Below are 23,812 nucleotides of genomic sequence, written 5' to 3'. Positions count from 1 at the left end.
AGTGAATGATTTAAAACTTATATATAAGAAAGTTTTAAATGGCTCTTGATCACTTGTTTAGATATCAAAGATTGACGTTGAAATAATTGATATATTTAAAATTAACAATAAAACTATTTAAAATAACGATTTGCTAGAAGCAAATAAAAAGCTTGAATTATATGTTATTAAACTTAAAAAACACTTAAACATAAAAATATTTTTGGAATTTAGGGATTAATGATTGAAATATCCTAATTTAGACACTTTTTAGCTAAAAATAATATTAAAAAACTAAAATAAACATTTTTTAAGGAAGTAATTATGAATATTTTATTGCTTGAAGATGATTATTTATATGCTACTAGTATTTGTGAATATTTGCAAGATTTAGGATTTAGTGTTGATGTTTTTAGTGATGGCGACTTAGCCTGTAAAACTATCGCAAATAAATTTTATCATCTTTATATACTTGATATAAAAGTAATAAATACTAATGGCTTTGATGTATTAAGTTATATAAAAAGCTTAAATATTACTAACCCTATTATGATGATGACTTCAAGAACTGATATAGCAAGTATTAAAAAAGGATATGAGCTAGGCTGCAATGAATACCTTAAAAAACCTTTTGAACTAGATGAATTAAAATATAGAATTAAAGAATTATTAAAACAATTTTTTAACACTCAAAGTAATGATACAATCACAATTTCAGGCGAGTTTGTATATGATTATATTTCTAAAAGTCTTAGCAAAAATAAAACTCTAATAGAGCTTACTAGTAAAGAAATCACATTGATTGAATATTTGTTAAGCAATAAATCAAGTTATGTAAATGTAAGCAGTATTTATGAATATGTATGGGGGGGGGCAAATGAAGAATTTGAAACCAATGGCTCAAGCGATGTAAGAGTATATGTCAAAAGAATTAGAGCAAAAACTTGCGATGATTTTATAATATCATCTAGAGGACTTGGCTATAAAATCAATGTCTAAGCAAACAATACTATTAACCCTTATAGCTTTAGTCATATCAATGTTAGCTATAAATATATTGAAATTAAGTGTAGCTAATGATAAAAACTCTACGCTATTAGAACTAGCAAGTTATATAAATAAGGATTTAAATAACTTACAAGATATAAAAATATGTATTTTCAATAATGAAGAAATTGTAAAATGCGAACTTGATATAAACTATATAAAAGATGATTTTATATATAAAACTCATAATTCTTTGCTTTATTACAAATTCCAAAAACAAATAAACAATACAACATACAATGTGGTGCTATCAAAACCTTGCGTTTATAACAAAAGCATAATCAATGCTGCTATAGTATTTGGTGGGGGAACTTTTATATTATTTGTTTTAATTTACTTAGTTTATAAAAACAATATCAAAAGTTTAATTTGGTATAAAAACACTATGAATACATTTTTTTATGATGCAATGCACGAGTTAAAAACTCCATTGGGTATAGCCTTATTAAATGCTGATATGTTAGAAAGTAATAAATATCAAAAAAGAATTAAAGCAGCACTAAATCAGATGAAAACAACATATGATGATGTAGGATTTTATATAGAAAATCCAAATGCTAAATACCCACTAAAAAATATTAATTTTTCTAATTTTTTAAAAACAAGAATTGATTTTTTTAATAGTATTGCTAGTATGAAAAGTGTGGAATTTCATTTAGAAATCACTAATGATTTATATGTATTAATCAGCGAAGTAGAGTTACTAAGAATTGTAGATAATAATATTTCAAATGCAATTAAATATACAAAAGTTAATTCTAAAATTACAATATCTTTAAGCCAATCAAATGAAAAAATAATTTTTATAATACAAGATGAAGGAATTGGCATAAAAGATACAAAAAGAATTTGGCAAAGATATGCTAGAGAAGATTTAGCTAAAGGTGGATTTGGCTTAGGTCTTAATATAGTAAGAAATATTTGCAAAAAATACGATATTGCATACGAAGCATTTAATTATGAAAAAGGGGCTATTTTTAAATACTCTTTTAAATCATAATTTTTTAATTTAATCTTAATTTAAAAACTAAAAAATATAATTAATTAACTTAAAATCTTAATTTAAAGGTGCATAATGAAAAAAGTCCTCATATCACTACTCGTAATATCTAATCTTTATTCTTATGAATATACAAATAAAGTTCATCCTTTCGGAATGTATTTTGGAACTCAAAACCATAAACAACATACAGATATAGATTTAGCTGATTGCGTTATAAATAATACAAGAAATAATGATAAAGGCAGAAGCGCTTGTTTTCAACTTTATCAAATCTTTAACATAGATGATCATTTTAACAGAACTGATGCTGAAGACGAGCAAAGAATTATTGTAAATTGGGGATTTAATTGGGATTATGCTTGGGCTAAACTAGATTATCAAAATAGCATTGTAAAAAAATTTGGCTCTTTTAAAGGCAATCAATCATCTCATCATACCGATTCAAGAAGATTTAGAGAAAATGTATTTTGCGTAAATTACGAAGATAATGCAGCGGGAACTAATTATAATCCTAATAATTACGATGATTTTATTTCTCATCAAAACTCAAAACCTAAAAAGCTAGATAGTGTAAAAAATACTGAAATTACTTTTCCAATGAAATCTTATTTTTATGATGAATCGTATATTCAAGATGTGTTTAAAGAATTTGAAGTTAATACAACAGGTAAAATCATACTTTTAGCAAGTAGCGATAATGATTCAATTTTTAGCTATTTTTTAAGCGAACAATTACTAAATAATGAAAAAAACTCAAATGCTTATAGATTTGCAAATACTTATTTAGGCTATCAGCACGGCTCAAGCACAACTTCTGATAGCGAAAACGCATACAATGATTTTGTAAGATTTATGAAAAGCAAAGGTTGTAGATTAAATCCTGACCAAGGATTTGCTAGCGGAATACCTTTAACGCTAGATGAAAACGAAGTAGGTGCTACCTTAACTGATAATGCTTATTATACAAATGATGAATGTGCTAAATATTCAGAACAATTTTTCTTAAAAAATAATGCCTTGTATTCTCCTAAAGAATTTTTAAAAGGTAATGCTAAATGGGGATTTTTAAATAATCAATATTTCGCACAAAATAAATCAGGACTAAGCAAATGCTACACATTTAATATGGAATATTACGATGGATATTACTTTTCTAGCAATGGATATTACAACGAAAAAAGTCAGTGGAAATCAAACGAATATAAAACCTATGATATAAAAGCTTTAAGGCTTAGGAATTTCGTTTATAACAACAATCAAGCACTTGCAAATGCTAAATATATTCAAAGATTTTCTCCTTACATAGATACAACACAAGAAAGAAGTATTTATAGTATTCATAAAACTAGAGATGGAGCAATAGGCGAAAAAGCAATATATAAAGAAATCAAAAATTCAAAAGATTGTATAATCAAAGTTGCACCTGGATTATTTGATATACGAAAAGAATGTAAGAATTCAAAATACAAACAAAACGGCATAAGAGAAAGAGCTGGAATTATGCCTAAAGATATAGGTAATCAAGAAAATATAAGCACAAAAATCTTTAGCCTACATTTAAGACCAACTTCATTAAAAGAAGAATATAAATACTATAAAGACAATATGAAAAAATACACAGCAAGTCCAGGGGATTTATACGCTCATTTAAAAAATCCAAAATATTTTACATCTACAGATATTGTAAATTGGGGTAAAAATTATGGAGATGGGAAATTCCCTGCTGATACAATTGTAGGCATTTATAAAAATAAGCCTGAAATTAATGCTAATTTTAAATTCTTATTCTATCCTGACGCAAATAGCACTAAATTTAGTTTAATTTCAAAAGATTTAAATCCAGCAGGCAGTGCAAAAGTAGGAGATAAAACATATCCTATATTTAATAAAATTCCTGAAGTTCATATAACTCCATTTTATAATGGTCAAAACTTAGAAAAAAGATATGATTATACAAAGACTAAAGATGGAAATTATATAAAATGTTGTGATAAAGATTTAAGCAAATATTATGTAGATTTAAGAGTTCAAATTAGCACTTTAGCAAAAAATGGAAATGATTACACTATAAAATCAAAGCAACCAAGTGTGATTTATTATGAATTAGATTTAGATTACGCTAATTCAGAAAACTTAGAATACTTCATAAGAGAACTTAGCTTTAAATTAAAAGAACCATCGTTAATAGAAATTACAACAGAAAGAATTTACGATAACGATAAAAGACCTATGTTTGAAGTAGATAGTAAAAATATCATAAAAGGCGTTAGTGAGACTGCAGCATTTATTTTAACAGATGAAGAAATAGTGCAAAAACAACACTATTTTGGAAGTATTTGGAAAATACTAAATAGAAAACCTAGTCTAGGAGAAGATTTAAGACCTAGCATTAAAGACTTAAATGATAAAAAAGCAAAAATAGCTAATGATACATATACAAGAATGGTTGGAGATAATGTATATATAGGTTTTGTTCATGCAGCTGATAAAACTAGAATTAGTTTCTTTTCTAATACTGCAAGTGTAAATCACGATGATGGAAGAGCTACTAAGGTTTTAATATACGATAAAGATGATTTTAGAGTAAATCCTGATAATCAAATGATGGGAGATTTTATAATTGAATTTATCAATATAACTCCAGGTCGCCACGATATTTGCTATACTCAAAAAGATATGCAAGGTAAATTATTAACCCCTACTCCAATATGCAAAAACTTTATGGTAAGACCAGCTGAAATAAAAATAAATGATTTTGTTACTAAAGCAGGAGAAGGATTAAAAAAACCTTTACCAACTACCCTTAAAGCAAGTGTATTAGATACCCAAGATAGAAAATTAAGTATTAATTCAAATATAGGAATTAAAGAAGCTAAATTAAAAGTTACAAATAGCAAAGGTAGTTTTTATACATTTGATTTAGAAACAAGTGCTTATAACAAAATTAGCCAACTAAATCCTATTAATTTTAAACGCAATAATAAAGATTATAGTTTTGATATGGTAATTGCTTATCCTTTTGCTGGAAGTGGAATTATTGAGTTTAAAGACAATGATTTTGTAGGAAGTGATATTACCAATAAAAAATGTGAAAATACTGGATTTTCAAATACAATCAACGCTAATGGAAAAATATCTTGCCATATATTAATTAAGCCTATTAATGCTGATTTTACTAGCTCATCTACTACGAATTTAAATAATATAAAAACATCTGATGGTTTATCTGATGCTGTTTTATTTTCTGATGAAGTTGTAGGACAAAGCGAAGCTGATTTGGGTAAATGTTCTGGTATAAATTGTGATTTTACACATTCACTAAATATACCTGTAAATATAGAAAATAAAGGCTCAAGTTCTGCTAATAGTTTAGAATATGTATATAAGTATTTTCCTAGCGATATTGATATAGATTTTGATTTAAATTTCTTAGATAATAACGATACTCAAGCTAGTAGTAGATATAGAATTTATACAAATAAATTAAGTATTAAAAATATGAATATCACAAATCAAAAAATCAAAATGACTTTAAGCGCTAGCAATACTACACTAAATGCAATTTTTGATTCAAAAATGCAAAATTTAGATAACGAAGTCAATAAAAATTTAAATACTCTAAGTAGCGTTGCTAAAAAATACGAAGCAAGTCCTGATGATTTAGAATTTATTACAAAAATAGGCTATACAAAATTCCAAAAAACAAATGACTTAGCACCTAGTAAAGACATTTTAAATAAGCCTGATGTAAATGAATTTAATCTTGATACTACAAGTAGCATAACAATAGATAAAGGAACTCCTGTTAATTTTACAAAAAATTATCCATTTATTTTTGCTTATGCAATGTATAAAGATACTAAAGCAGATGCGGGTAAAAAATATAAAAAATTATTACCGAGTGATTTAAAATTAAAATATATAAATACAACTGGTAAAATTAGCGAATTATACACAAGCACAACTACTAGCGGGCATTATTATCTAAAACCAATTGCTGATATTATTAATAATATTTCTTTTACAAGTGATTACAATTCTAATATCAAAAAACTTACCGATGGAAGTATTGAACTTGAATTATCAAGTGATAAAAAAACTAATGAATATATAAAAGATTTAATTAGAATGCACTCAAATAGCGAAATTAGTGCAAAAGAAAGCTTTAGCGTAGAATACACTAAATAATTTTTTAGGAATTTAAAATAAATCAAATTATTTTAAATTCCTTTTAATTTTTAATATAAAAATGCCTTTTTATAATTCTTACTATTTTTTAAGTTTGTATGTTTATAATTTTAGCTTTATTTTTTACAAGGAGATTTTTTGGACCCCAGTTATACGGCATTAATGCTGTTTTTAGCATTGTTTTGTGTTTTTTTAAATGGATTTTTTGTATTATCTGAGTTTAGTATTGTCAAGATTAGAAAAAGTAAGTTAGAAGAATTTGTAAATCAAAAAAGAGCTAATTCAAAACTAGCTTTAGAAATGTATAAAAATTTAGATACTTATTTATCAGCTACTCAATTAGGTATTACTTTAAGTTCTTTGGCTCTTGGTTGGTTAGGAGAAAGTTCTGTCGCTGTTTTATTAAATAAAATTCTATCAAGCTTTGATGTAAATCCTATAGCAATACATAGTATTTCTGTTGCTATTTCTTTTATATTAATTACACTACTTCATGTAGTTTTAGGAGAAATTGTTCCAAAAAGTATAGCAATTGCAAAAACTGAAAGCATAGTTTTATGGATAGCAAGACCACTTTATTTATTTAGAATAATTTTTGCGCCTTTCATAGTTACATTTGATTTCTTATCTTTATCTATATTAAAAATATTAAGAATAAAAACAAACGAGCACGCAGCTCACTCTGAAGAAGAAATTAAATTCATAGCAAGCGAAAGTCAAAAAAGTGGCGTTTTAGACGAATTTGAAACCGAACTTATACAAAATGCTGTTGATTTTAGTGATATTGTAGCGAAAGAAATAATGACTCCTAGAAGAGATATGATTTGCTTAAATAAAGTTAATTCATACGAAGAAAATATAAAAATAGTTCATGATTATAAACACACTAGATTTCCTTTTATAGATGCTAGTAAAGACAATGTTTTAGGTATGATTCATATTAGAGATTTATTAGATAATCAAAATAAAGATTTAAATGAATGTGTAAGAAAAGTTCTATTTGTCCCAGAAAATATTAGTATTTCAAAGGTTCTTGTTCAAATGAATAAAGAGCAAATTCACACAGCCATAGTAATTGATGAATATGGTGGAACAGCTGGGCTTTTAACTATGGAAGACATTATTGAAGAACTTGTTGGAGATATAAACGATGAGCATGATAAAAAAGAACAAGATTTCAGAAAAATTAACGATAATGTTTATATAGTAAATGGAAGACTAGATATTGAAAGTGTTGAAGAAATTCTAGATATTAAATATGATGATGAATTAGAAGAACTTACAATTGGTGGTTATGTCTTTAATCGTTTAGGACATGTTCCAAGTGAAAAAGAAAGATGTGAAGATGAGCATTGTTATTATGAAATAAAACAAATGCAATCAAATAGTATAAAATACTTAAAAATAATCAAAAAAACAAAGGAAAAACTATGAATAAATATAGATTAATTACTAGAAGTGATATGGATGGACTTGTATGTGCTGTTTTGCTTAAACATATGGATTTAATAAGTGATATTAAATTCGTTCATCCAAAAGATATGCAAGATGGAACAATAGAAATTACAAATAATGATATTGTTACAAACTTACCATATTGCCCTAATGCTTATTTAGTGTTTGACCATCACGAAAGCGAAAGTATTAGAAACGGAAAAGCAGATAATCATATAATTATTCCAGATGCACCAAGTGCTGCTAGAGTTGTTTATGATTATTATGAAAAACAAGGCGTAAAATTTCCTGAAGAATGGCACGATATGATGGTAGCTGTTGATAAAGCAGATAGCGCTCAATTTTTAATGGAAGATGTGCTTGAGCCTAAAGGTTGGGAATTCTTAAGCTTTTTAATGGATAGTAGAACTGGACTTGGTAGATTTCACGATTTTAGGATAAGCAATTATAACCTTATGATGGATTTAATTGATTATTGTAAAAATCATAAAATTGATGATATTATGAAATTACCTGATGTAGTAGAAAGAAGCGATTTATACATTAAATATGAAAAAGAATTTAAAGAACAACTAAAAAGATGCTCTAAAGTTTATAAAAACCTTGTTGTTTTAGATTTAAGCAAAGAAGAAATCATTTATCCAGGTAATCGCTTTATGATTTATGCACTTTATCCTGAATGCAATATATCAATTCATAAAATCTTAGGATTTAGAGGTCAAAATATGGTTTATGCGACAGGTAAAAGTATATTTAATAGAACTAGCAAAACAAACATAGGTGAGCTAATGTTAAAATACGGCGGTGGTGGACACGAAGCTGCTGGGACTTGTCAAGTTGCTCACGAAAATGCAGATATTGTATTAAATGAATTAATCGCTAAAATTAACGCTGATGGTTAATCTTTCTTACTCGTTTTAAATTCTTATATTTAAAACGAGTTTTCTAATAAAAATCAAAAAAATATAAAAACTATAAAAAATTAAATTGGAAAAATTATTTGAAGTTATGAAATGGTGCTTAGGGGGAGACTCGAACTCCCGACCTCCGGCTTATGAGACCAGCGCTCTAGCCAGCTGAGCTACCTAAGCGTGAATAAAAAAAGCAAATTATATATATTTTTGCTTAAAATTTTATAAAATTAAAAATATTTCTAATAAATTGCGTATTAAACTTGCCAACTATGCTATTTAAAAACTAATTTTGCTATATTTTTACACAAATACTAATATTTTTTTTGTTTTTTAGCTAAATATTGTTTTTTTATTGTAAAATAGGGCTTTTAATCAATATTAAGGAGTTTTAGATGACTAAAGCAGATTTTATTTCATTAGTTGCTGAAAAAGCAGAAATTACTAAAAAAGATGCTACAACTGCAGTAAATGCTGTATTTGAAGCACTAGCTGAGTCTTTAGAAAAAGGTGAATCAATTCCATTTAATGGTTTTGGAACTTTCTCAACAACTGATAGAGCAGAAAGAACTGCAAGAGTTCCAAGCACAGGTAAAGAAATTAAAGTTCCAGCAACTAAAGTTGTTAAATTCAAGGTTAGCAGCGTGTTAAAAGAAAAAGTTGCTGCAACAGCTTGCAAAACTGGTAAATGTGGTAAGAAAAAGAAATAATTACCCAATTTAGTGGCGTTTTTAATGCCACTAAATATATATTTTTTTAGTATAAATACTCAACGCTTTTAATTCTTTTTTACCAATTTTATAATAAATATATTTTAGGTAGTTTTTAATATCATTATTACTAATTTTTCTTGTATTTGAATAATAATCTAAAATATAATTAGGTATTTTTATTCTTTGATTTGCAGTTAGATTTTTTCTTATAAAAGGTTTTAAAATTCTTTTTGCACTATTATGATTTTTAATACTTGAAAACCTTGCAAACATAAAAGGCAATTTAGTTAATTCATACCATTTTTCACACATATCAATGTATTTTTCTTTATTATTTACATATTCTTTTAGTGCCTTATCTCCAATAATTACTTTACCATTTAATTTTAAAACCTTAGCTAAAGCATTTGAAGTGGCTGATTCTTTATCATTTTGTGCATTTGAGTTCTTTTCAACTAATACACTTAATACCTTTTTGTTAGCGCAAATTCCTATATTTAAATTCTTATATTTTGACCTTTTACTTTCAATACTAGAAATAATTGCGCAATCTAATCTTTTTTCTTTCAATGCTTTATTTAATTTTGCAGGAACATCTTTTTTATACTCTATGCTTTTTTTTACATAGCTTGGTAATTTTGAGCTTTTTAAATAAAAATGCAGTGGTAATAAATTAATATAATCAATCTTTCCGAATATCATTTTTACTCCTAAATAAAAATAAAAATGCCACTAATATAACTAAATAATGCAATGTTTCAGGAATTTTCACACTTAAAGAATAATGAAATGCCGCTAGTAAAAACACAAAATTAGAATAATTTAAATACTTTTTATAAAACATTAAAATCATAAAAATAAATGCAATTAATCCTAAAAGATTTCTTATTGCAATAGTATTTGTAAATAATATTTTTATATTAAATTGATTATCTACTATAACAAAATTTAAAAAATGCAATATTGCAAAAAATCCAGCTAATTTACCAAAAAACTTTATAAAAACTAAGAATTTATTAGGTAAAGCAATACTTAAAAATAAAGATATTAAAGCAAGTTGCCCACTTGCTTTGTAAATATCTTTTACATAATCATATCCTAATAAAACAGATGATATAAAATACCCAAAAGACGCTAAAACTAAAAGAATTTTAATTGCAATAATCATTAAAAATTCTTTCTTAAATCTAAATCTTTATATAAATACCCAACTTCTTCTTCATAACCATTAAATAATTGAGTATCTTCTTTAAAAAAGCTACCTAAAACCCTATGCGATGCTTGAGACCATCTAGGATGTGGGACATTTGGATTAACATTTGCATAAAAGCCGTATTCATTCGGATTGTATTTTTCCCAAGAGCTAACAGGTTGCTCTTTAGTAAATTCAATTTTAGCAATTGATTTAATATATTTAAAACCATATTTCCAAGGAACAACTAAGCGAATTGGAGCTCCATTTTGAGCTTTTAATTTTTCTTTATAAAGTCCTGTTGCAAGTAATGTTAGCGGGTGCATTGCTTCATCTAATCTTAATCCTTCTACATAAGGATAATCTAATACTCCATTAAATCTTTGATCAGGAAAAATATCAGGGTCATATAAACTTGTAAATTTAACAAATTTTGCTTCACTTGTTGGCTTTGCAAGATTAATCAATTCTCTTAATTCAAATCCTTGCCAAGGTAAATTCATACTCCAAGCTTCTACGCAGCGTAATTTATAAACCCTTTCAACAATTTTAAAAGCTGATAAATCAGTTAAGGTCATTGGGTTTTCACACAAACCACCTATCTCAATTGAAATAGCTTTATCATTTAAGCTTGATTTGCTAGCTAATCTTACGCATTCGCTTTTGTTTGTGCTAAACTCATAAAAATTAACATAATTATAAGCATATTCACTATCGCTTGGAACTAAATCAAGATTAGTTTTTGCTAATTCTTCAGCTATTGCTTGGCTTGAAACTATAGTTCCTGCACCTAATTTTAAAAAATTTCTTCTATTTAAATAATAATTTTTATCTGTTACCATTTTTTCTCCTTATTAATTTTTAATTCTAGGTAAAAAAAATAAATACTTATTATGAAAAATCTGTTAAACTTCACAAAATTTAATTTAAAGGAAAAAGTATGGCAATTAAAGCTGATTACATCTGGATGGATGGACAAATTATTAACTTTGCTGATGCAAAAGTTCATTTTTTAACTCACTCATTACATTATGCTAACGCAGTATTTGAAGGAACAAGAGCGTATAAAACAGAAAATGGTATGGCTATTTTTAGATTGCAAGATCACACTAAAAGATTATTAGAAAGTGCAAAAATCACTGCAATTACTCCACCATTTTCGCAAAAAGAATTAGAAGATGCTCAAATTGAATTATTAAGACGCAATAATTTTAATTCAAATACATATATTCGCCCTTTAATTTTCTTAGGCGATGGTATTATGGGAATTTATCATGCAAAAGCTCCTGTTAGAGTAGGTATTGCAGCTTGGGAATGGGGTGCTTATTTAGGAGAAGATGGACTTAATAAAGGTATTAAAGTATGTTGTTCATCATTAATGAGAAATAGCACAAAAGCAAATTTCAATAAAGCAAAAGCAAGTGCAAACTATCTAAACTCAATGATGGCTAAATATGAAGCTATTAATTCAGGTTTTGAAGAAGCTTTAATGTGTGATGAAGAAGGATTTATAGCAGAAGGCACAGGCGAGTGCTTTTTCATGGTTAAAAATGGCGTATTAATCACTCCACCAAATGATTATGCTCTAAAATCAATCACTCAAGATTCTGTTTTAAAAATTGCAAAAGATTTAGGTATTAGTGTAGAAAGAAGAAGAATTAGTAGAGATGAAGTTTATGTTTGTGATGAAGCATTCTTTACAGGAACAGCAGCTGAAATTACTCCTATTAATTCACTAGATCATAGAGTAATAGGAAATGGGGCTCGTGGAGAAATTACTAAAAAAATCCAAGATGCTTTCTTTGATATAGTATATGGAAGAAATGAAAAATACGCTTCTTGGCTAACTTATATTTAATTTTTTAGAGCGAATTATCGCTCTAAACTTTATAATATATAGAATCTAAAATAAGAATTTGATTTTAACTTTTAATTTTATTAACAATAAGACTATCTTTTATAAAATCTTTTTTCTAATTATAAACTTATACAATGTAAAATGCTTTCTTTATCAATTAACAAGGAGTATAAATGCCAGCAGATTTGAATGATTATTTCAATAAAAACAAAAAAAATGACAATAAAAAAACAGATTTTAATATTGATTTTAATTTTAAAGGTTTTGGTAAATTTAACGGAGTAATAATTGCAGCTGTTGTTATATTTTTAATAGTAGTAATAGCTAAGCCATTTGTAGTTGTAAATTCAGGACAAGTAGGTATTAGATCAACTACTGGTAAGTATGATCCGATAGCTCTTCAACCTGGTTTTCACTTTATAATCCCGTATTTTCAAAAAGTTTTAATTGTAGATACTAAAGTAAGACAAATAAATTATGCTAGCGTTGAAGGTGCGAGTGAAAGAACTTATGGTAGAGAAAGCATAATCAATAAAGAATCAATCACGGTTGTTGATGCTAGAAACTTACCTGTATCAGTAGATATAACAGTGCAATATCGCTTAGATGCAAGTAATGCACCTCAAACTATAGCTCAATGGGGACTTGATTGGGAAAATAAAATTATAGACCCTGTTATTTTAGAAGTTGTAAGAAGTGTGGTTGGAAAATATACAGCTGAAGAATTACCTATAAAGCGTAATGAAATCGCTGCTTCAATTGAACTTGAATCAAGAAAAAGCATAGACGCTCAAGATAATAAACCTGTATTACTTGAAAGTGTAAAACTTCGTGGAATAATACTACCAACAAATGTTAAAGAGCAAATTGAAAAAGTTCAAATAGCTAAACAAGAAGCAGAAAGAACAAAATATGAAGTTGAGCGTGCAAATCAAGAAGCACTTAAAAAAGCTGCACTTGCAGAAGGTATAGCAAAAGCTGCGATTATTGAAGCACAAGGTAAAGCAGATGCACAAAAAATAGAAGCAGACGCACAAGCTTATGCAAATAGAGAAATCGCAAAAAGTATAAGTAAAGAATTATTAGAATTAAAGCAAATTGAAACCCAAAAAGAATTTAACGAAGCTTTAAAGGTTAATAATGATGCTAAGATTTTCTTAACACCTGGCGGAGCTGTGCCTAATATTTGGCTAGATAATGCAAGCACAAAAAAGACAACCAGCCTTAATAATTAATGCAAAAATTATTAGATACTATTCATTTTTATCTAGCGAATTTCTATGCCCAAGATTTAATTCTTCTTGGGCTTTGTTTTTTATTTTTTATAGTGATTTTAATTCTTGCGATTTTTTTAAGAAAATTGCCAACTTTCTCAATATTTTTAATCATAGTAGGTATTATTTTAGAATTTGTATTGTTTTTTATTGGAGAAAACTATATAAATGCTACATATCGTCCAGCAGAACTTGAAATAATCAAAAATGATAAATTAATTTTCAGCGATAATATATATTTAGATTTTAAATTACATAACAAATCTCAAAGAGATTTTAAAATATGCAAAATTAAATTCAATATAAAAAAAATCAGCAAAAATAACTTAGAACTAATCAAAAATACCTTAAAACCATTAAAAACAACAGAAATTATTTTAAAAGATATTCCAAAAAATTCATACGAAAAATCTTATTTATTAATACCTAGTAATGTTAAAAAATATACAATTGATACTTTAATTACTTGTTTTTAGGAGATATTTATGTATTTATCGCAATTTCATATCTTTGTAATATTTGCAGCTTTTGTAGTTTATATATTTTCACAATTTTTAATTATTTATTTTTTTAAAGAAAAAAACAAGCTTTATACCTTTTCTTTTACACTCATAATTTTTGTATTGATTTTTGGATATTCAACTCTTCTTACTATAGATAGCTTTTTAAAAAGTGTAGAATTAAGAAATCAAAAAGACTATAAATCAGCAAATGAAGTAGTAATTAGTGGTCAAATATATAATAATGGAAAAGTTCCTGTAAAAACCTGTGAATTAAATATAGGAATAATAAATCTTGGTATCAAAAAAGTAGATGGAAGTATATTTGATTTAAGCAAAGGCTTTGACCCATTAAAACTTAATAAAATTCGCAATTTTTACTCTCACGATTTTAAAATAGAAGGGATTATCAATGAAAACGCATCAAAAAGCTTTAAAGTAAGTGTCCCTTATCCAAAACATTTTGAAGATTATAAATTAAGATATATTTTAAATTGCAAGTAATTTCTTGTGATTTAATATTCTTTTATTATCTTAACTAGCGTTAATAATACTTGCCGCGAATATAAAATAAATATTTTTGATTCTAAATTTAAAAAATCAAATATTAGATTTAAATTCTTTTAAAATATTTGTGAAATTAAATAAATAATTTATATTTTTTAACTTGTGAATTTATTAATTTTTAGCTTTTTTTTGTTTTATCAAATAACTAATTTTATAAGCAATCCCCTAAAGCGGGGCAATGTTCTCTAACAGAAGACGAAGAAGATTTAGATTTAACACAATTAGATTCAATCCCCTAAATCGGGGCAATGTTCTCTAACCAAAAGAAAATCAACTATCTAAAAATAATAAAATTAAGTTTCAATCCCCTAAAACGGGGCAATGTTCTCTAACTTAAAGAAATGAATGAATACTTTTTAAAGCTTAGTGTTTCAATCCCCTAAAGCGGGGCAATGTTCTCTAACCCTTAATTTTTTCATACTTTGTAAAAGAACTAAAATAAAAAATCATTATAAATATCCTTGATTAATGCCTAATTATCAGCAAATAATTTTAATACAATAAATTTTTTAGAAAATGCCAAGCAAAAATTAAATTTCACTACTAAAACGCCTATTTCATCATAAAAATTTTTAATTTGCTTAGCATTTTCTGATTTTAAGAAATTTTAAAGTCTAAAAAGCCCATAATTAGGGCTTTTAAATCTTAAACAAAAATAAATTTTAGAAAATGCCAAACAGAAATTCATAAAAACCCATAAAATTAAAATATTTAAGCTGATTTTAAGCATAAAACTAGGTAAATGCGAAATGATGAAATGGGGTTAAGCATACTAAATTAAATTCTTTTAAAATCTCAATAAGATTAATTAATTTAAATTTATAATGCAATGAATAAATTGGGTTAAAAGATAAAATTCTAATTTTAAATTTCATAGTATTTTAAAAAGCCTATAAATTATTATTCAAAAAAATATATAAATTGTAATGCTAAAAATCAAGTAATAAAATAGAAATTTTATGAGTTTTAATGACAAAATATGATATTTCGGCAAGAATTTAATTAAAAATTTTAGTTTTTAAAATCCTAATTAAAATTCTTATAATTTTATAAATCATATCTATATTTGCAGCCAAAAAAATCAAAACAAGGCTCTTCATCAATAGCTCTATTGGTATTGCCACAATTGTCTATTTCTATGCTAGATTTTAATTGATGAGTTATGTTAGCACTATCTGTTCTGGTATATAAAAACTCTAAATATCCATTATTTATCTTAAATCCTTCATTAAAAAATACAATATCAAAACTATAAGGAGTAGATAAAAATAATGGTTTTTCTAGTAGTTTTGGTAAGTTTGCTAAATAATTTTTAGTGTTTATTTTGTGTTGTTGTAATTTTTCTAAATCAAATAATTTTAAATCATTAAATTCCTTAACCTCATCAAGGGTATAAAAATAAACTCTGTCTTTTTCATACTTATTAGCTATATTTTTATAATAAACTATAGTTTTATCTAAAAAATCATTAGTAGCTATTCTTAAAAGCTCGTCTTTACTTAAAATCTTATTTTCTTTTACACAATATCCTTGCAAGTCTTTTTCATAATTACTTTTAAAAACATAGCTAAAATTATTAAAACTAGAATAATCAACCACAGGTCTAATAAAAAACATTTCAAAACTAATAATTATTAGGCTAATGATTAAAAAAGTTTTGAATTTTAGTTTTTTTATTTTTTTGATAAATAATAAAAATAAGATTGTAAAAATCGCTAAAGATATTAAAGGATAAGTAATATCAAAGCGTTTAAAAGCTTTCCATACTAAATATACAAATTCTGGAAAACCATTGATTATAAGTATAAATGCAAATAAAATAAAAATTATTATGCAATATATAACAAACATAATTGCGCCCCATTTTAAATCATGGGGAGCTTTTTATCTATCATCGTCAAGTTTAAAATTATTAACAAAATCAGCATTATTAATAGTTTCAACACTTCTTCCGCCAAAACCTATATGAGATTGCGGAATTTCTTCTAGCATTACCACTATTCTCTCACGCTTTTTACCTAATTTTGTTTCAAAATAATTTGTTAAATCACTTATTATTTCTTCGCATTTTTCTTTATTTGGCATTGGTGCTGCTAATTTTACATTAATTATTGGCATTTATTCTCCTTTGTAGATTTTTTTAAGGTTGCTTATTTTAGCAGATGAATTTAACATTAAAAAATCAGCTATTATAAAACTTAGCATAGCTTTTAAGACAACAGCTCCACGAACACCTACGCAAGGATCGTGCCTTCCATAAATTGCATCTTTTATTAGGCTAAAGTCTTTATTTAACATAGTTTGTTCTTTAAAAATTGATGGAGTTGGCTTAAAATGAGCTTTAATATAAATACTCTCTCCTGTGCTAATCCCACCGATAATTCCACCACTAAAATTATGTCTAGTATGTAAAAACAAAGGCTTATTAATATTAGTTTTTGCTACTTTAAATGACTTAAAATTAGGGCTTTGTTTTAAAATAGAGCTATTTTGATTTTGCATTAATTCATCATTGCTAACACCTAAAATCTCATCATTTGCAAAAGAGCCATTCATTGAGCTAAGCTTTCTTCCTGCTCCAATTTCAACGCACTTTACAGCATTTAATCCCATAAACGCACTAGCAATTCTAGCATCTAATTTATCATAAAGCCCATCTCCAAGCCCTGCCATTACGCCAAATGCTGCTACGCTAACACTTGCACCTACGCTATCATTGTTATTTTTTGCCTTTGTGATTTCGTCTTTAAATAATTCTTTAAATAAATCATCACCTAAAGCATTAAAATCTTTTTCTAAAGCCCTTTTATACTCTTCTTCACTGAATTTAAACTCATCTAAACTAACACCACCTACCCCACAAATACTAGCATAAGTTCTAATGTTAAATTCTTTTAATATTAAATCAGCAAAAGCACCTGCAATAACCCTTGCTACGCTTTCTCTAGCACTACTTCTACCACCGCCACGATAATCAAAATGCTCGTATTTTGCATAATATGTAAAATCAGCGTGTGCAGGGCGTAAATGCTCTTTATAATCTTTACTTCTTGTATTATTATTTTCTACTAGCACACAAATTGGAGCACCTGTGCTAATATCATTAAATACTCCGCTAATAATATTAACTTCATCAGCTTCTTTTCTAGGAGTGCTAAACGCTCCACCACCTTGTCTTAATTTAAGCAAGGAATTTATATAATCAGTATCAATTCTAACCCCTGCAGGATAGTTATCAATAACCACTCCAATTGCTTTTCCGTGACTTTCTCCAAAAGTGCTAAATTTTAAAAATGTTCCAAAACTATTCATCTTCTAACTTCTCTAACGCTAATTTAGCAGCACTTTGCTCTGCTTCTTTTTTGCTATTACCCATTGCTTTTGTAAATAATTCATCATTTAAAAAAAGCCCTATTTCAAATTCTTTTTTATGATCAGGCCCTTTTGTGTGTAAAATCCTATATTCAGGGGTTTGAGCCATTATTGCTTGGGTTTTTTCTTGTAATTTTGTTTTATAGTCTTTAATTAATTCTATATCAATCTTAGGAAAAACTTCATTTAATATCTTAGAGCCAACAGCACAAGCAATCTCATATCCACTTTCTAAATAAATTGCACCTATTATTGCTTCGTAAGCATCTGATAATAAGCTTGGTTTTTTTCTTCCGCCGTTATTTTCTTCAGATACTGATAATTGCAAAAACTCTCCAATTTCAAGATAACTAGCAATTTTTGCAAAAGACTTTTCATTCACTAAAGCTGCTCTTAATTTGCTTAAATCCCCTTCACTATAACGAGAAAAATCCTTGTATAAAATATTTGCTACTATCAAATCAAGCACCGCATCACCTAAAAACTCAAGCCTTTCATTATGAGTTTTGCTAAAACTTTTATGAGTTAAAGCCTGATTTAATAGGGTTTCGTTTTTAAATTTATATCCTAGTTTTTCTTCAATTTTATGATATTTTGAAATTCTTTTTTCTAGCACTACATTAGCATTTATAGTGTTATTTTCATACTCAAGTGCCATACTTCTAGCTAGTTCATCACACATTTCATTGTATTTATCACCATTATGAGCTTTAACCCAAATTGCATTAATATCGTGGATTTTGCTAACTTCTAAATAACTCTTCCATAATTCAACATTTTTTTTGCCTTTAAAATCAGTCTTAACCCAACCACTAAGCCATTCATTAATACCCTTAACTACATATTGACTATCGCTATATAAATCAATCTTGCAAGGTTCTTTTAAGCTTTTTAAAGCGTTAATACAGGCACTTAATTCCATAATATTATTGGTTGTAAGCTTATCTCCGCCACTATCTTTAATGATTAAATCATTATCTATAATAATCCAAGCCCAACCCCCTGCTCCAGGATTTTTAAGGCAACTCCCATCAGTATAAATCGTTAATTTTTTCATATCCTTATCCTTAAATTAGCTTGCATTGTATCACACTTAAAACACTGCGAACAAAACGGAGTGTAAAAAATAGATTGTGATGAGCAATTTTTACATAAATAAAATTGACTGATATTATTTGGATTTATTGTTTCATCATCAATTTTAATTTCTTTAAAACTTTTAGTATTAAAGCTTTTATAATTATTTATAAATTCTAAATCTTTTTCATAATCCCCTAAAACGCACAAACATTTATAAACTTCTTTGCATTCATTGATTTCGTTTAATTTAAAATGAATATATCCAAGGCATAGTAGTGCTAATTCATCTCTAGCACGAGATTTTAAAATCTTTAATAAATTTTGTTTAGCGTCGTTTAATAATCCAAGCCTTAAATCACAAACAGATAATAAGTATAATAAATCTTTATCATTTGCAAATTCGTTTAATAAATTAATCAAAACATATTTGCACTCTAAAAACATTGAAGCTTTAAAAAATCCATTAGCTAAATTAAGCCTTTCATCAAAACTTAAACTACTTAAATACTTAGGCTCAATTGCATTAAAATTAGCAAGATATTTTTTAATATTTTTATTAGTTTGATTTTCCTTTAAACTTGCAAAAATTATTTGAGCTAAAGCAATAATTAAAACAAGGCTAATTAAAACTAAAATTCCAAAAATAGGATTTCTATAATAGCTAAGTATTAAATCCACTAATATCCTTTAAATAAAATTAATTAATTATACATATAATACTTTTATGATTACAAACGAGAGCATTCAAAGATTAAAAGATAGCATTAACATTGTTGATTTGATTTCAAACTACATTCCCGTGCATAAAAATGGTGCGAATTATATGTGCGTATGTCCGTTTCACGCTGATAAAAATCCTAGTATGGCTGTTCGTGAAAATGAAGGATATTTTCATTGCTTTGGGTGTGGGGCGAATGGTGATGCTATTAGCTTTATGCAAAAATATCATAATTTAGAATTTATAGAAGCAGTAAAAGAATTAGCAAATATTTATGGCTTTATTTTAGAAGATGATAAAAAAACAAAAATTATTCAAAACAACGACGCTTGTAAAATACTCAACGAATATTATATAAGTGAATTAAATATCCGTGGGAATTTGATTGCCTATCTTGAAAAGCGAAAAATCACAAGGGATTTAAGAATTAAGTTTAATCTTGGCTACGCACCAAGTGCAAATGATACTTTAAGGATTTTGCAAAAATCAAATATAGCTTTAGAACAAGCATTAATAGAAGGGGTAGTTAAAAAAAACGATAATGGAATTTATCCATCTTTTATAGAAAGAATTACCTTTCCAATCTACGATAATACAGGTTATTTAGTAGGTTTTGGAGGACGCACATTAAATCCACAAAATCCTGCAAAATATGTAAATTCTCCCGCTTCAAAACTATTTGATAAAAGTAGTATATTTTACGCTTATCATCTAGCAAAAAATGATATTAATAAACACAAAAGAATGATAATTTGCGAAGGCTATATGGATACAATAAGTCTTCATAAAGCAGGACTTACATATTCAGTAGCAGTGCTAGGAACTGCACTAACAGAGCAACATTTAAAATTAATTAAAAAAGATTGTTTTGTATCTTTATGCTTTGATAAAGATGCAGCGGGAAATGCAGCTGCTTTTAAAGCGGGAGTTTTATTGAGTAAATTTGGCTACAACGCCGAAGTAATAAGGCTAAAAACATATAAAGACCCAGGCGAATACATTGAAAATAATGAAGAATTAAAGCTAAAAACCGAACTAAATAATACTATTAATATAATTAGTTTTTGTATTGAATATATATTTAAAAAAGAATTGAATTTAGATTATATAGACAAATTAAGCATAAGCAAAATTGAGCCATTTTTAATCAAACAAGCATATTCAGCTGTGCTAAATTACACCAATACTATTGATAAATTTTTAGCCAATACTCATCTTAAAATATTTTGCGAAAATTATGGGCTTGATTTTGATTTATTAAACGGAATAAAAGCAAAAGTAATAGATAAAAAACCACAAGCTAAACAAGCTCAAAGCAATTCTTTAGAAGATGCGATAATTTATTTTTTAGCTATTTCAAAAGCTAATTTTAATATTCTTATTTTAAGAGAATATTTTCATAATAATTTAATTGATGATGTATTAAATAAAAACTACGCAAATGCTAATATGCTAGAGTTTTTAAACAATATTCACCCTACTAAAAAAGTAGATAATATCTTAGTATTTTTTAATAATTTAGCCAATTATTACGCAAGTTGTAATATCCTAAACGCCTTGCTTTTTAAAAATTACGCTAAAGAATTAATAAAAAATCATAAATTAATTCATAGTAATGATGGTTTAAAAAAGGCTTATCATTGCCTAGTAGAACTAATAGCAAATCATAATAAGCAATTAAGCGATGATGAAAGAGCAAGGCTTAAAGATAATATAAGAAAATTAGGAGAATAAATGAAAGCATTAGCTTTATTTAGTGGTGGTCTTGATAGTATGTTATCAATCACTACCATTGCAAAGCAAGGAATAGAAGTTGAAGCTATTCACATTGATACAGGGTTTGGCGGAAAGAATTTCGCCCTTTTAGAGCGTCGTGCAAATATGGCTGGAGCTAGTTTTAGGGTTGTTGATATTAGTAGTAAATATTTACAAGATGTATTGTTAAATCCAAAATATGGCTATGGAAAGGCTATTAATCCTTGCATTGATTGTCATGGGTATATGTTTAAAACTGCTCTTAGTATGTGTGATGATTTAGGTGCTTCTTTTGTAATTAGTGGAGAAGTGCTAGGTCAGCGTCCAATGAGCCAAAGAGCACAAGCATTAAATAGTGTTGCAAAACTTAGCGAAGATTTAAATAATATCATTTTACGCCCACTTAGTGCAAAATTACTAGCACCTACTATGCCTGAACTTAAAGGCTGGGTTGATAGAGAAAAATTATTTGATTTTAGTGGTAGGGGTAGAACTAGACAAATGGAACTTGCAAAAGTTTATGGTTATAGCGATTATGAAAGCCCTGCTGGTGGGTGTTTGCTAACCTTACAAGCATATAAAAACAAAATCCAAGATTATCTAAAATACAAAACGCTAGATAGTAAAAACGCTGAATTGTTAAGATATGGAAGACATTTAAGACTGCCAAATGGTGCTAAAATGATAATTTCAAGAAATGAAGAAGAAGGTCTAAAAATCTTAAAATTATTAGATAATGAAGAGATAAAAATGAGCGAAATTAGAACCGATTTAATAGGTGCTATTTCTTTACTTGATAATGACGCTAGTTTAGAAGATATTAAACTTGCTTGTTCTTTAGCACTTGCATATGCAAAAAATCCTACTAATAAAGATTGTGAATTTATGCAAAATAATTATTTTGCTAATGCACTTAGCAAAGATGATGCTCAAAAATACTTTATAGTTTGATGAAATTCTTATTTGAAATTCTAGAATTTAAAATAAGAATTTCAAATTCTAAGATTTTATATAAGTATCAAAATAACTTAATTTTAAACATAAATAAAATCATAAAACTAGACTTTTATATCTAAGATTTTGTTATTTACTAAATCTTCTACCACACTAATACTTAAGTCAATTTCTACACTATTTGCAATCGCATTTGCACTTTTGCCTAATTTTTCTAAGATTTTATTATCATCGCTTGTAAGTGAATTTAAGCCTTGTTGTTTGATTTTTTGAGTTATTTGCATAAGTTTTGCTAAAAGCTCGGCTTGTTCTAATTCTTTTTCTTTTTGCTTGTTTTTGATTTCTTCGGTACTTTGACCTTCTTTTGCAAAATAAGCAATTGACCTTTGAAATTCATTTTGATAGCGTTTTATATCTGTATTTTTCTCTTTTAATTCACTTTTATAATCTTGTTCTTCGCTAATATTTTCAAAATTAATCTCAGCAAAACTCAAAACCCCATCAAAATCCCTATCACTAGATATTACACTATCTAAATACTCGCTAATACTTGTGCCAATTTCTAAAGTTAATTTATCATATGTTTTAGTATTTATAAATCTTTCATCACTTAATTTATTTACTACATAAATATATCCATTAAACTCGCCATAAACCCCAACTTCAAGCCTTGCATTACTTAATTCATCATTATTTATCCTACCATCTTGATTGCTATCAGCTTTTGCAAGTCCTAAATCATAAGCAATTGTTTTAAACCAGCTTGAGACAAAATTAGCAGCATTACCATTTAAAATAAGCTTATCATCACTTAAGATAAAATCAGCTTTATCAAAATGAGCCATTAATTTTTCAATAGTATTTTTACTAAGATTAACTCCTTGAGTATTATTATCAAAACTAAAAACAACATTTATATTGTCTTTATCACTTGTTTTTAAAGCATAATTTTGATTTGTTATATCATCTTTTATAGCATTAATTTGCTCTTGATTTAAATTGTGAAAATTACTCAAATTCGCCTTATGATAGCTAGTATCAAATACTTTTGAAATATCAACATCAAAACCACTAATTCTCATAAAATCTCCTAATATCAAACCTTAATATCAATTAATTTTGTATCGCTTAAATCTTTTTTAAATTCTTTCGTAAAATCTATAAAATCTCCTAGCTTATCACTACTTATTAAATCTTTTAATTTATCTTCGCTTATTTTTAATTCATTACTTATGTTTTGGATATT

General features: G+C 26.8%; 21 protein-coding genes, 1 tRNA gene and 1 pseudogene. 12 read left to right on the top strand and 11 right to left on the bottom strand.

What is annotated here, in order from left to right; all coding sequences use genetic code 11:
* Positions 1–303 precede the first annotated feature (303 nt).
* The 5 genes from KJR01_RS08860 to KJR01_RS08840 all read left to right on the top strand — a co-directional run bounded on the left by KJR01_RS08860 (position 304) and on the right by KJR01_RS08840 (position 8,574).
* On the top strand, positions 304–978 hold the full coding sequence (locus KJR01_RS08860; protein WP_214118730.1) for a response regulator transcription factor: 675 nt from the start codon (positions 304–306) through the stop codon (positions 976–978).
* A gap of 40 nt (positions 979–1,018) precedes the next feature.
* Positions 1,019–2,026 carry a sensor histidine kinase gene (locus KJR01_RS10305; protein ID WP_250325181.1) on the top strand — a complete coding sequence of 336 codons (1,008 nt, stop codon included), beginning with the start codon at positions 1,019–1,021 and terminating at the stop codon, positions 2,024–2,026.
* A gap of 75 nt (positions 2,027–2,101) precedes the next feature.
* Complete coding sequence (locus KJR01_RS08850) at positions 2,102–6,217, top strand: hypothetical protein (protein ID WP_214118728.1); 4,116 nt, start codon at positions 2,102–2,104, stop codon at positions 6,215–6,217.
* A gap of 162 nt (positions 6,218–6,379) precedes the next feature.
* Entirely contained in the window at positions 6,380–7,651 is a 1,272-nt protein-coding gene (locus KJR01_RS08845; protein WP_214118732.1) for a hemolysin family protein, read from the top strand.
* Positions 7,648–8,574 carry a DHH family phosphoesterase gene (locus KJR01_RS08840; protein WP_214118727.1) on the top strand — a complete coding sequence of 309 codons (927 nt, stop codon included), beginning with the start codon at positions 7,648–7,650 and terminating at the stop codon, positions 8,572–8,574. Before KJR01_RS08845 ends, KJR01_RS08840 begins: the two co-directional genes overlap by 4 nt.
* 112 nt (positions 8,575–8,686) lie before the next feature.
* Here the strand turns inward: KJR01_RS08840 and KJR01_RS08835 are convergent.
* Positions 8,687–8,763, bottom strand: a tRNA-Met gene (locus tag KJR01_RS08835).
* Positions 8,764–8,978: 215 nt separating this feature from the next.
* Here KJR01_RS08835 and KJR01_RS08830 point away from each other — a divergent pair.
* Positions 8,979–9,293, top strand: a complete 315-nt coding sequence (locus tag KJR01_RS08830) for an HU family DNA-binding protein (RefSeq protein WP_214118724.1) — start codon at positions 8,979–8,981, stop codon at positions 9,291–9,293.
* Between the two features lie 30 nt (positions 9,294–9,323).
* Here KJR01_RS08830 and KJR01_RS08825 read toward each other — a convergent pair whose 3' ends face one another.
* From KJR01_RS08825 to msrP, 3 genes are read right to left on the bottom strand one after another with little or no spacing between them, the layout of a single operon-like run.
* On the bottom strand, positions 9,324–9,998 hold the full coding sequence (locus KJR01_RS08825; protein WP_214118722.1) for an MqnA/MqnD/SBP family protein: 675 nt from the start codon (positions 9,996–9,998) through the stop codon (positions 9,324–9,326).
* Entirely contained in the window at positions 9,979–10,464 is a 486-nt protein-coding gene (locus tag KJR01_RS08820; protein WP_214118720.1) for a cytochrome b family protein, read from the bottom strand. The genes KJR01_RS08825 and KJR01_RS08820 overlap by 20 nt, the downstream gene beginning before the upstream one ends.
* The gene (msrP, locus tag KJR01_RS08815; protein WP_214118719.1) at positions 10,464–11,330 is read right to left on the bottom strand and encodes a protein-methionine-sulfoxide reductase catalytic subunit MsrP; all 867 of its coding nucleotides are present in this window, start codon (positions 11,328–11,330) and stop codon (positions 10,464–10,466) included. The genes KJR01_RS08820 and msrP overlap by 1 nt, the downstream gene beginning before the upstream one ends.
* A gap of 98 nt (positions 11,331–11,428) precedes the next feature.
* Here msrP and KJR01_RS08810 point away from each other — a divergent pair, with 98 nt between their 5' ends.
* From KJR01_RS08810 to KJR01_RS08795, 4 genes are all read left to right on the top strand, one after another.
* Positions 11,429–12,346, top strand: coding sequence for a branched-chain-amino-acid transaminase (locus KJR01_RS08810; RefSeq protein WP_214118718.1), 918 nt, complete (start codon positions 11,429–11,431; stop codon positions 12,344–12,346).
* 173 nt (positions 12,347–12,519) lie between these two features.
* Complete coding sequence (locus tag KJR01_RS08805; protein ID WP_214118716.1) at positions 12,520–13,581, top strand: SPFH domain-containing protein; 1,062 nt, start codon at positions 12,520–12,522, stop codon at positions 13,579–13,581.
* A complete protein-coding gene (locus KJR01_RS08800; protein ID WP_214118714.1) occupies positions 13,581–14,096 on the top strand; it encodes a DUF2393 family protein in 516 nt (171 codons plus the stop codon). The genes KJR01_RS08805 and KJR01_RS08800 overlap by 1 nt, the downstream gene beginning before the upstream one ends.
* Positions 14,097–14,105: 9 nt before the next feature.
* Positions 14,106–14,624 carry a DUF2393 family protein gene (locus tag KJR01_RS08795; RefSeq protein ID WP_214118712.1) on the top strand — a complete coding sequence of 173 codons (519 nt, stop codon included), beginning with the start codon at positions 14,106–14,108 and terminating at the stop codon, positions 14,622–14,624.
* A gap of 1,110 nt (positions 14,625–15,734) precedes the next feature.
* Here KJR01_RS08795 and KJR01_RS08790 read toward each other — a convergent pair.
* From KJR01_RS08790 to KJR01_RS08770, 6 genes and pseudogenes are all read right to left on the bottom strand, one after another.
* Positions 15,735–16,538 carry a hypothetical protein gene (locus KJR01_RS08790; RefSeq protein ID WP_214118710.1) on the bottom strand — a complete coding sequence of 268 codons (804 nt, stop codon included), beginning with the start codon at positions 16,536–16,538 and terminating at the stop codon, positions 15,735–15,737.
* A 33-nt stretch (positions 16,539–16,571) separates the two neighbouring features.
* Positions 16,572–16,805 carry a tautomerase family protein gene (locus KJR01_RS08785; RefSeq protein ID WP_214118708.1) on the bottom strand — a complete coding sequence of 78 codons (234 nt, stop codon included), beginning with the start codon at positions 16,803–16,805 and terminating at the stop codon, positions 16,572–16,574.
* Positions 16,806–17,999, bottom strand: a complete 1,194-nt coding sequence (aroC, locus tag KJR01_RS08780) for a chorismate synthase (RefSeq protein ID WP_214118706.1) — start codon at positions 17,997–17,999, stop codon at positions 16,806–16,808.
* Positions 17,992–18,660, bottom strand: a complete 669-nt coding sequence (rnc, locus tag KJR01_RS10300) for a ribonuclease III (RefSeq protein ID WP_336607624.1) — start codon at positions 18,658–18,660, stop codon at positions 17,992–17,994. The genes aroC and rnc overlap by 8 nt, the downstream gene beginning before the upstream one ends.
* Positions 18,661–18,726: 66 nt before the next feature.
* Positions 18,727–19,116, bottom strand: a pseudogene (gene rnhA / locus KJR01_RS10295) (ribonuclease HI); the annotation flags it as partial.
* Entirely contained in the window at positions 19,113–19,817 is a 705-nt protein-coding gene (locus tag KJR01_RS08770) for a tetratricopeptide repeat protein (protein ID WP_214118702.1), read from the bottom strand. The pseudogene rnhA and the gene KJR01_RS08770, both read right to left, overlap by 4 nt.
* A gap of 46 nt (positions 19,818–19,863) precedes the next feature.
* Here KJR01_RS08770 and dnaG point away from each other — a divergent pair, with 46 nt between their 5' ends.
* Together dnaG and KJR01_RS08760 are read left to right on the top strand one after the other, a co-directional pair.
* Entirely contained in the window at positions 19,864–21,591 is a 1,728-nt protein-coding gene (gene dnaG, locus KJR01_RS08765; RefSeq protein WP_214118701.1) for a DNA primase, read from the top strand.
* Positions 21,592–22,563 carry an argininosuccinate synthase domain-containing protein gene (locus tag KJR01_RS08760; RefSeq protein WP_214118699.1) on the top strand — a complete coding sequence of 324 codons (972 nt, stop codon included), beginning with the start codon at positions 21,592–21,594 and terminating at the stop codon, positions 22,561–22,563. It begins immediately after the preceding gene.
* A gap of 107 nt (positions 22,564–22,670) precedes the next feature.
* Here the strand turns inward: KJR01_RS08760 and KJR01_RS08755 are convergent, their stop codons facing one another.
* Positions 22,671–23,648: a hypothetical protein gene (locus KJR01_RS08755; RefSeq protein WP_214118697.1), complete on the bottom strand. Its 978-nt coding sequence runs from the start codon at positions 23,646–23,648 to the stop codon at positions 22,671–22,673.
* Between the last annotated feature and the right edge of the window lie 164 nt (positions 23,649–23,812).

It is taken from the genome of Campylobacter sp. 2018MI10, from assembly GCF_018501175.1.
Taxonomy (GTDB): Bacteria; Campylobacterota; Campylobacteria; order Campylobacterales; family Campylobacteraceae; genus Campylobacter_E.
The sequence above is the reverse complement of the archived record's forward strand: the minus strand, read 5'-3'. Positions and strand labels throughout refer to the sequence as shown.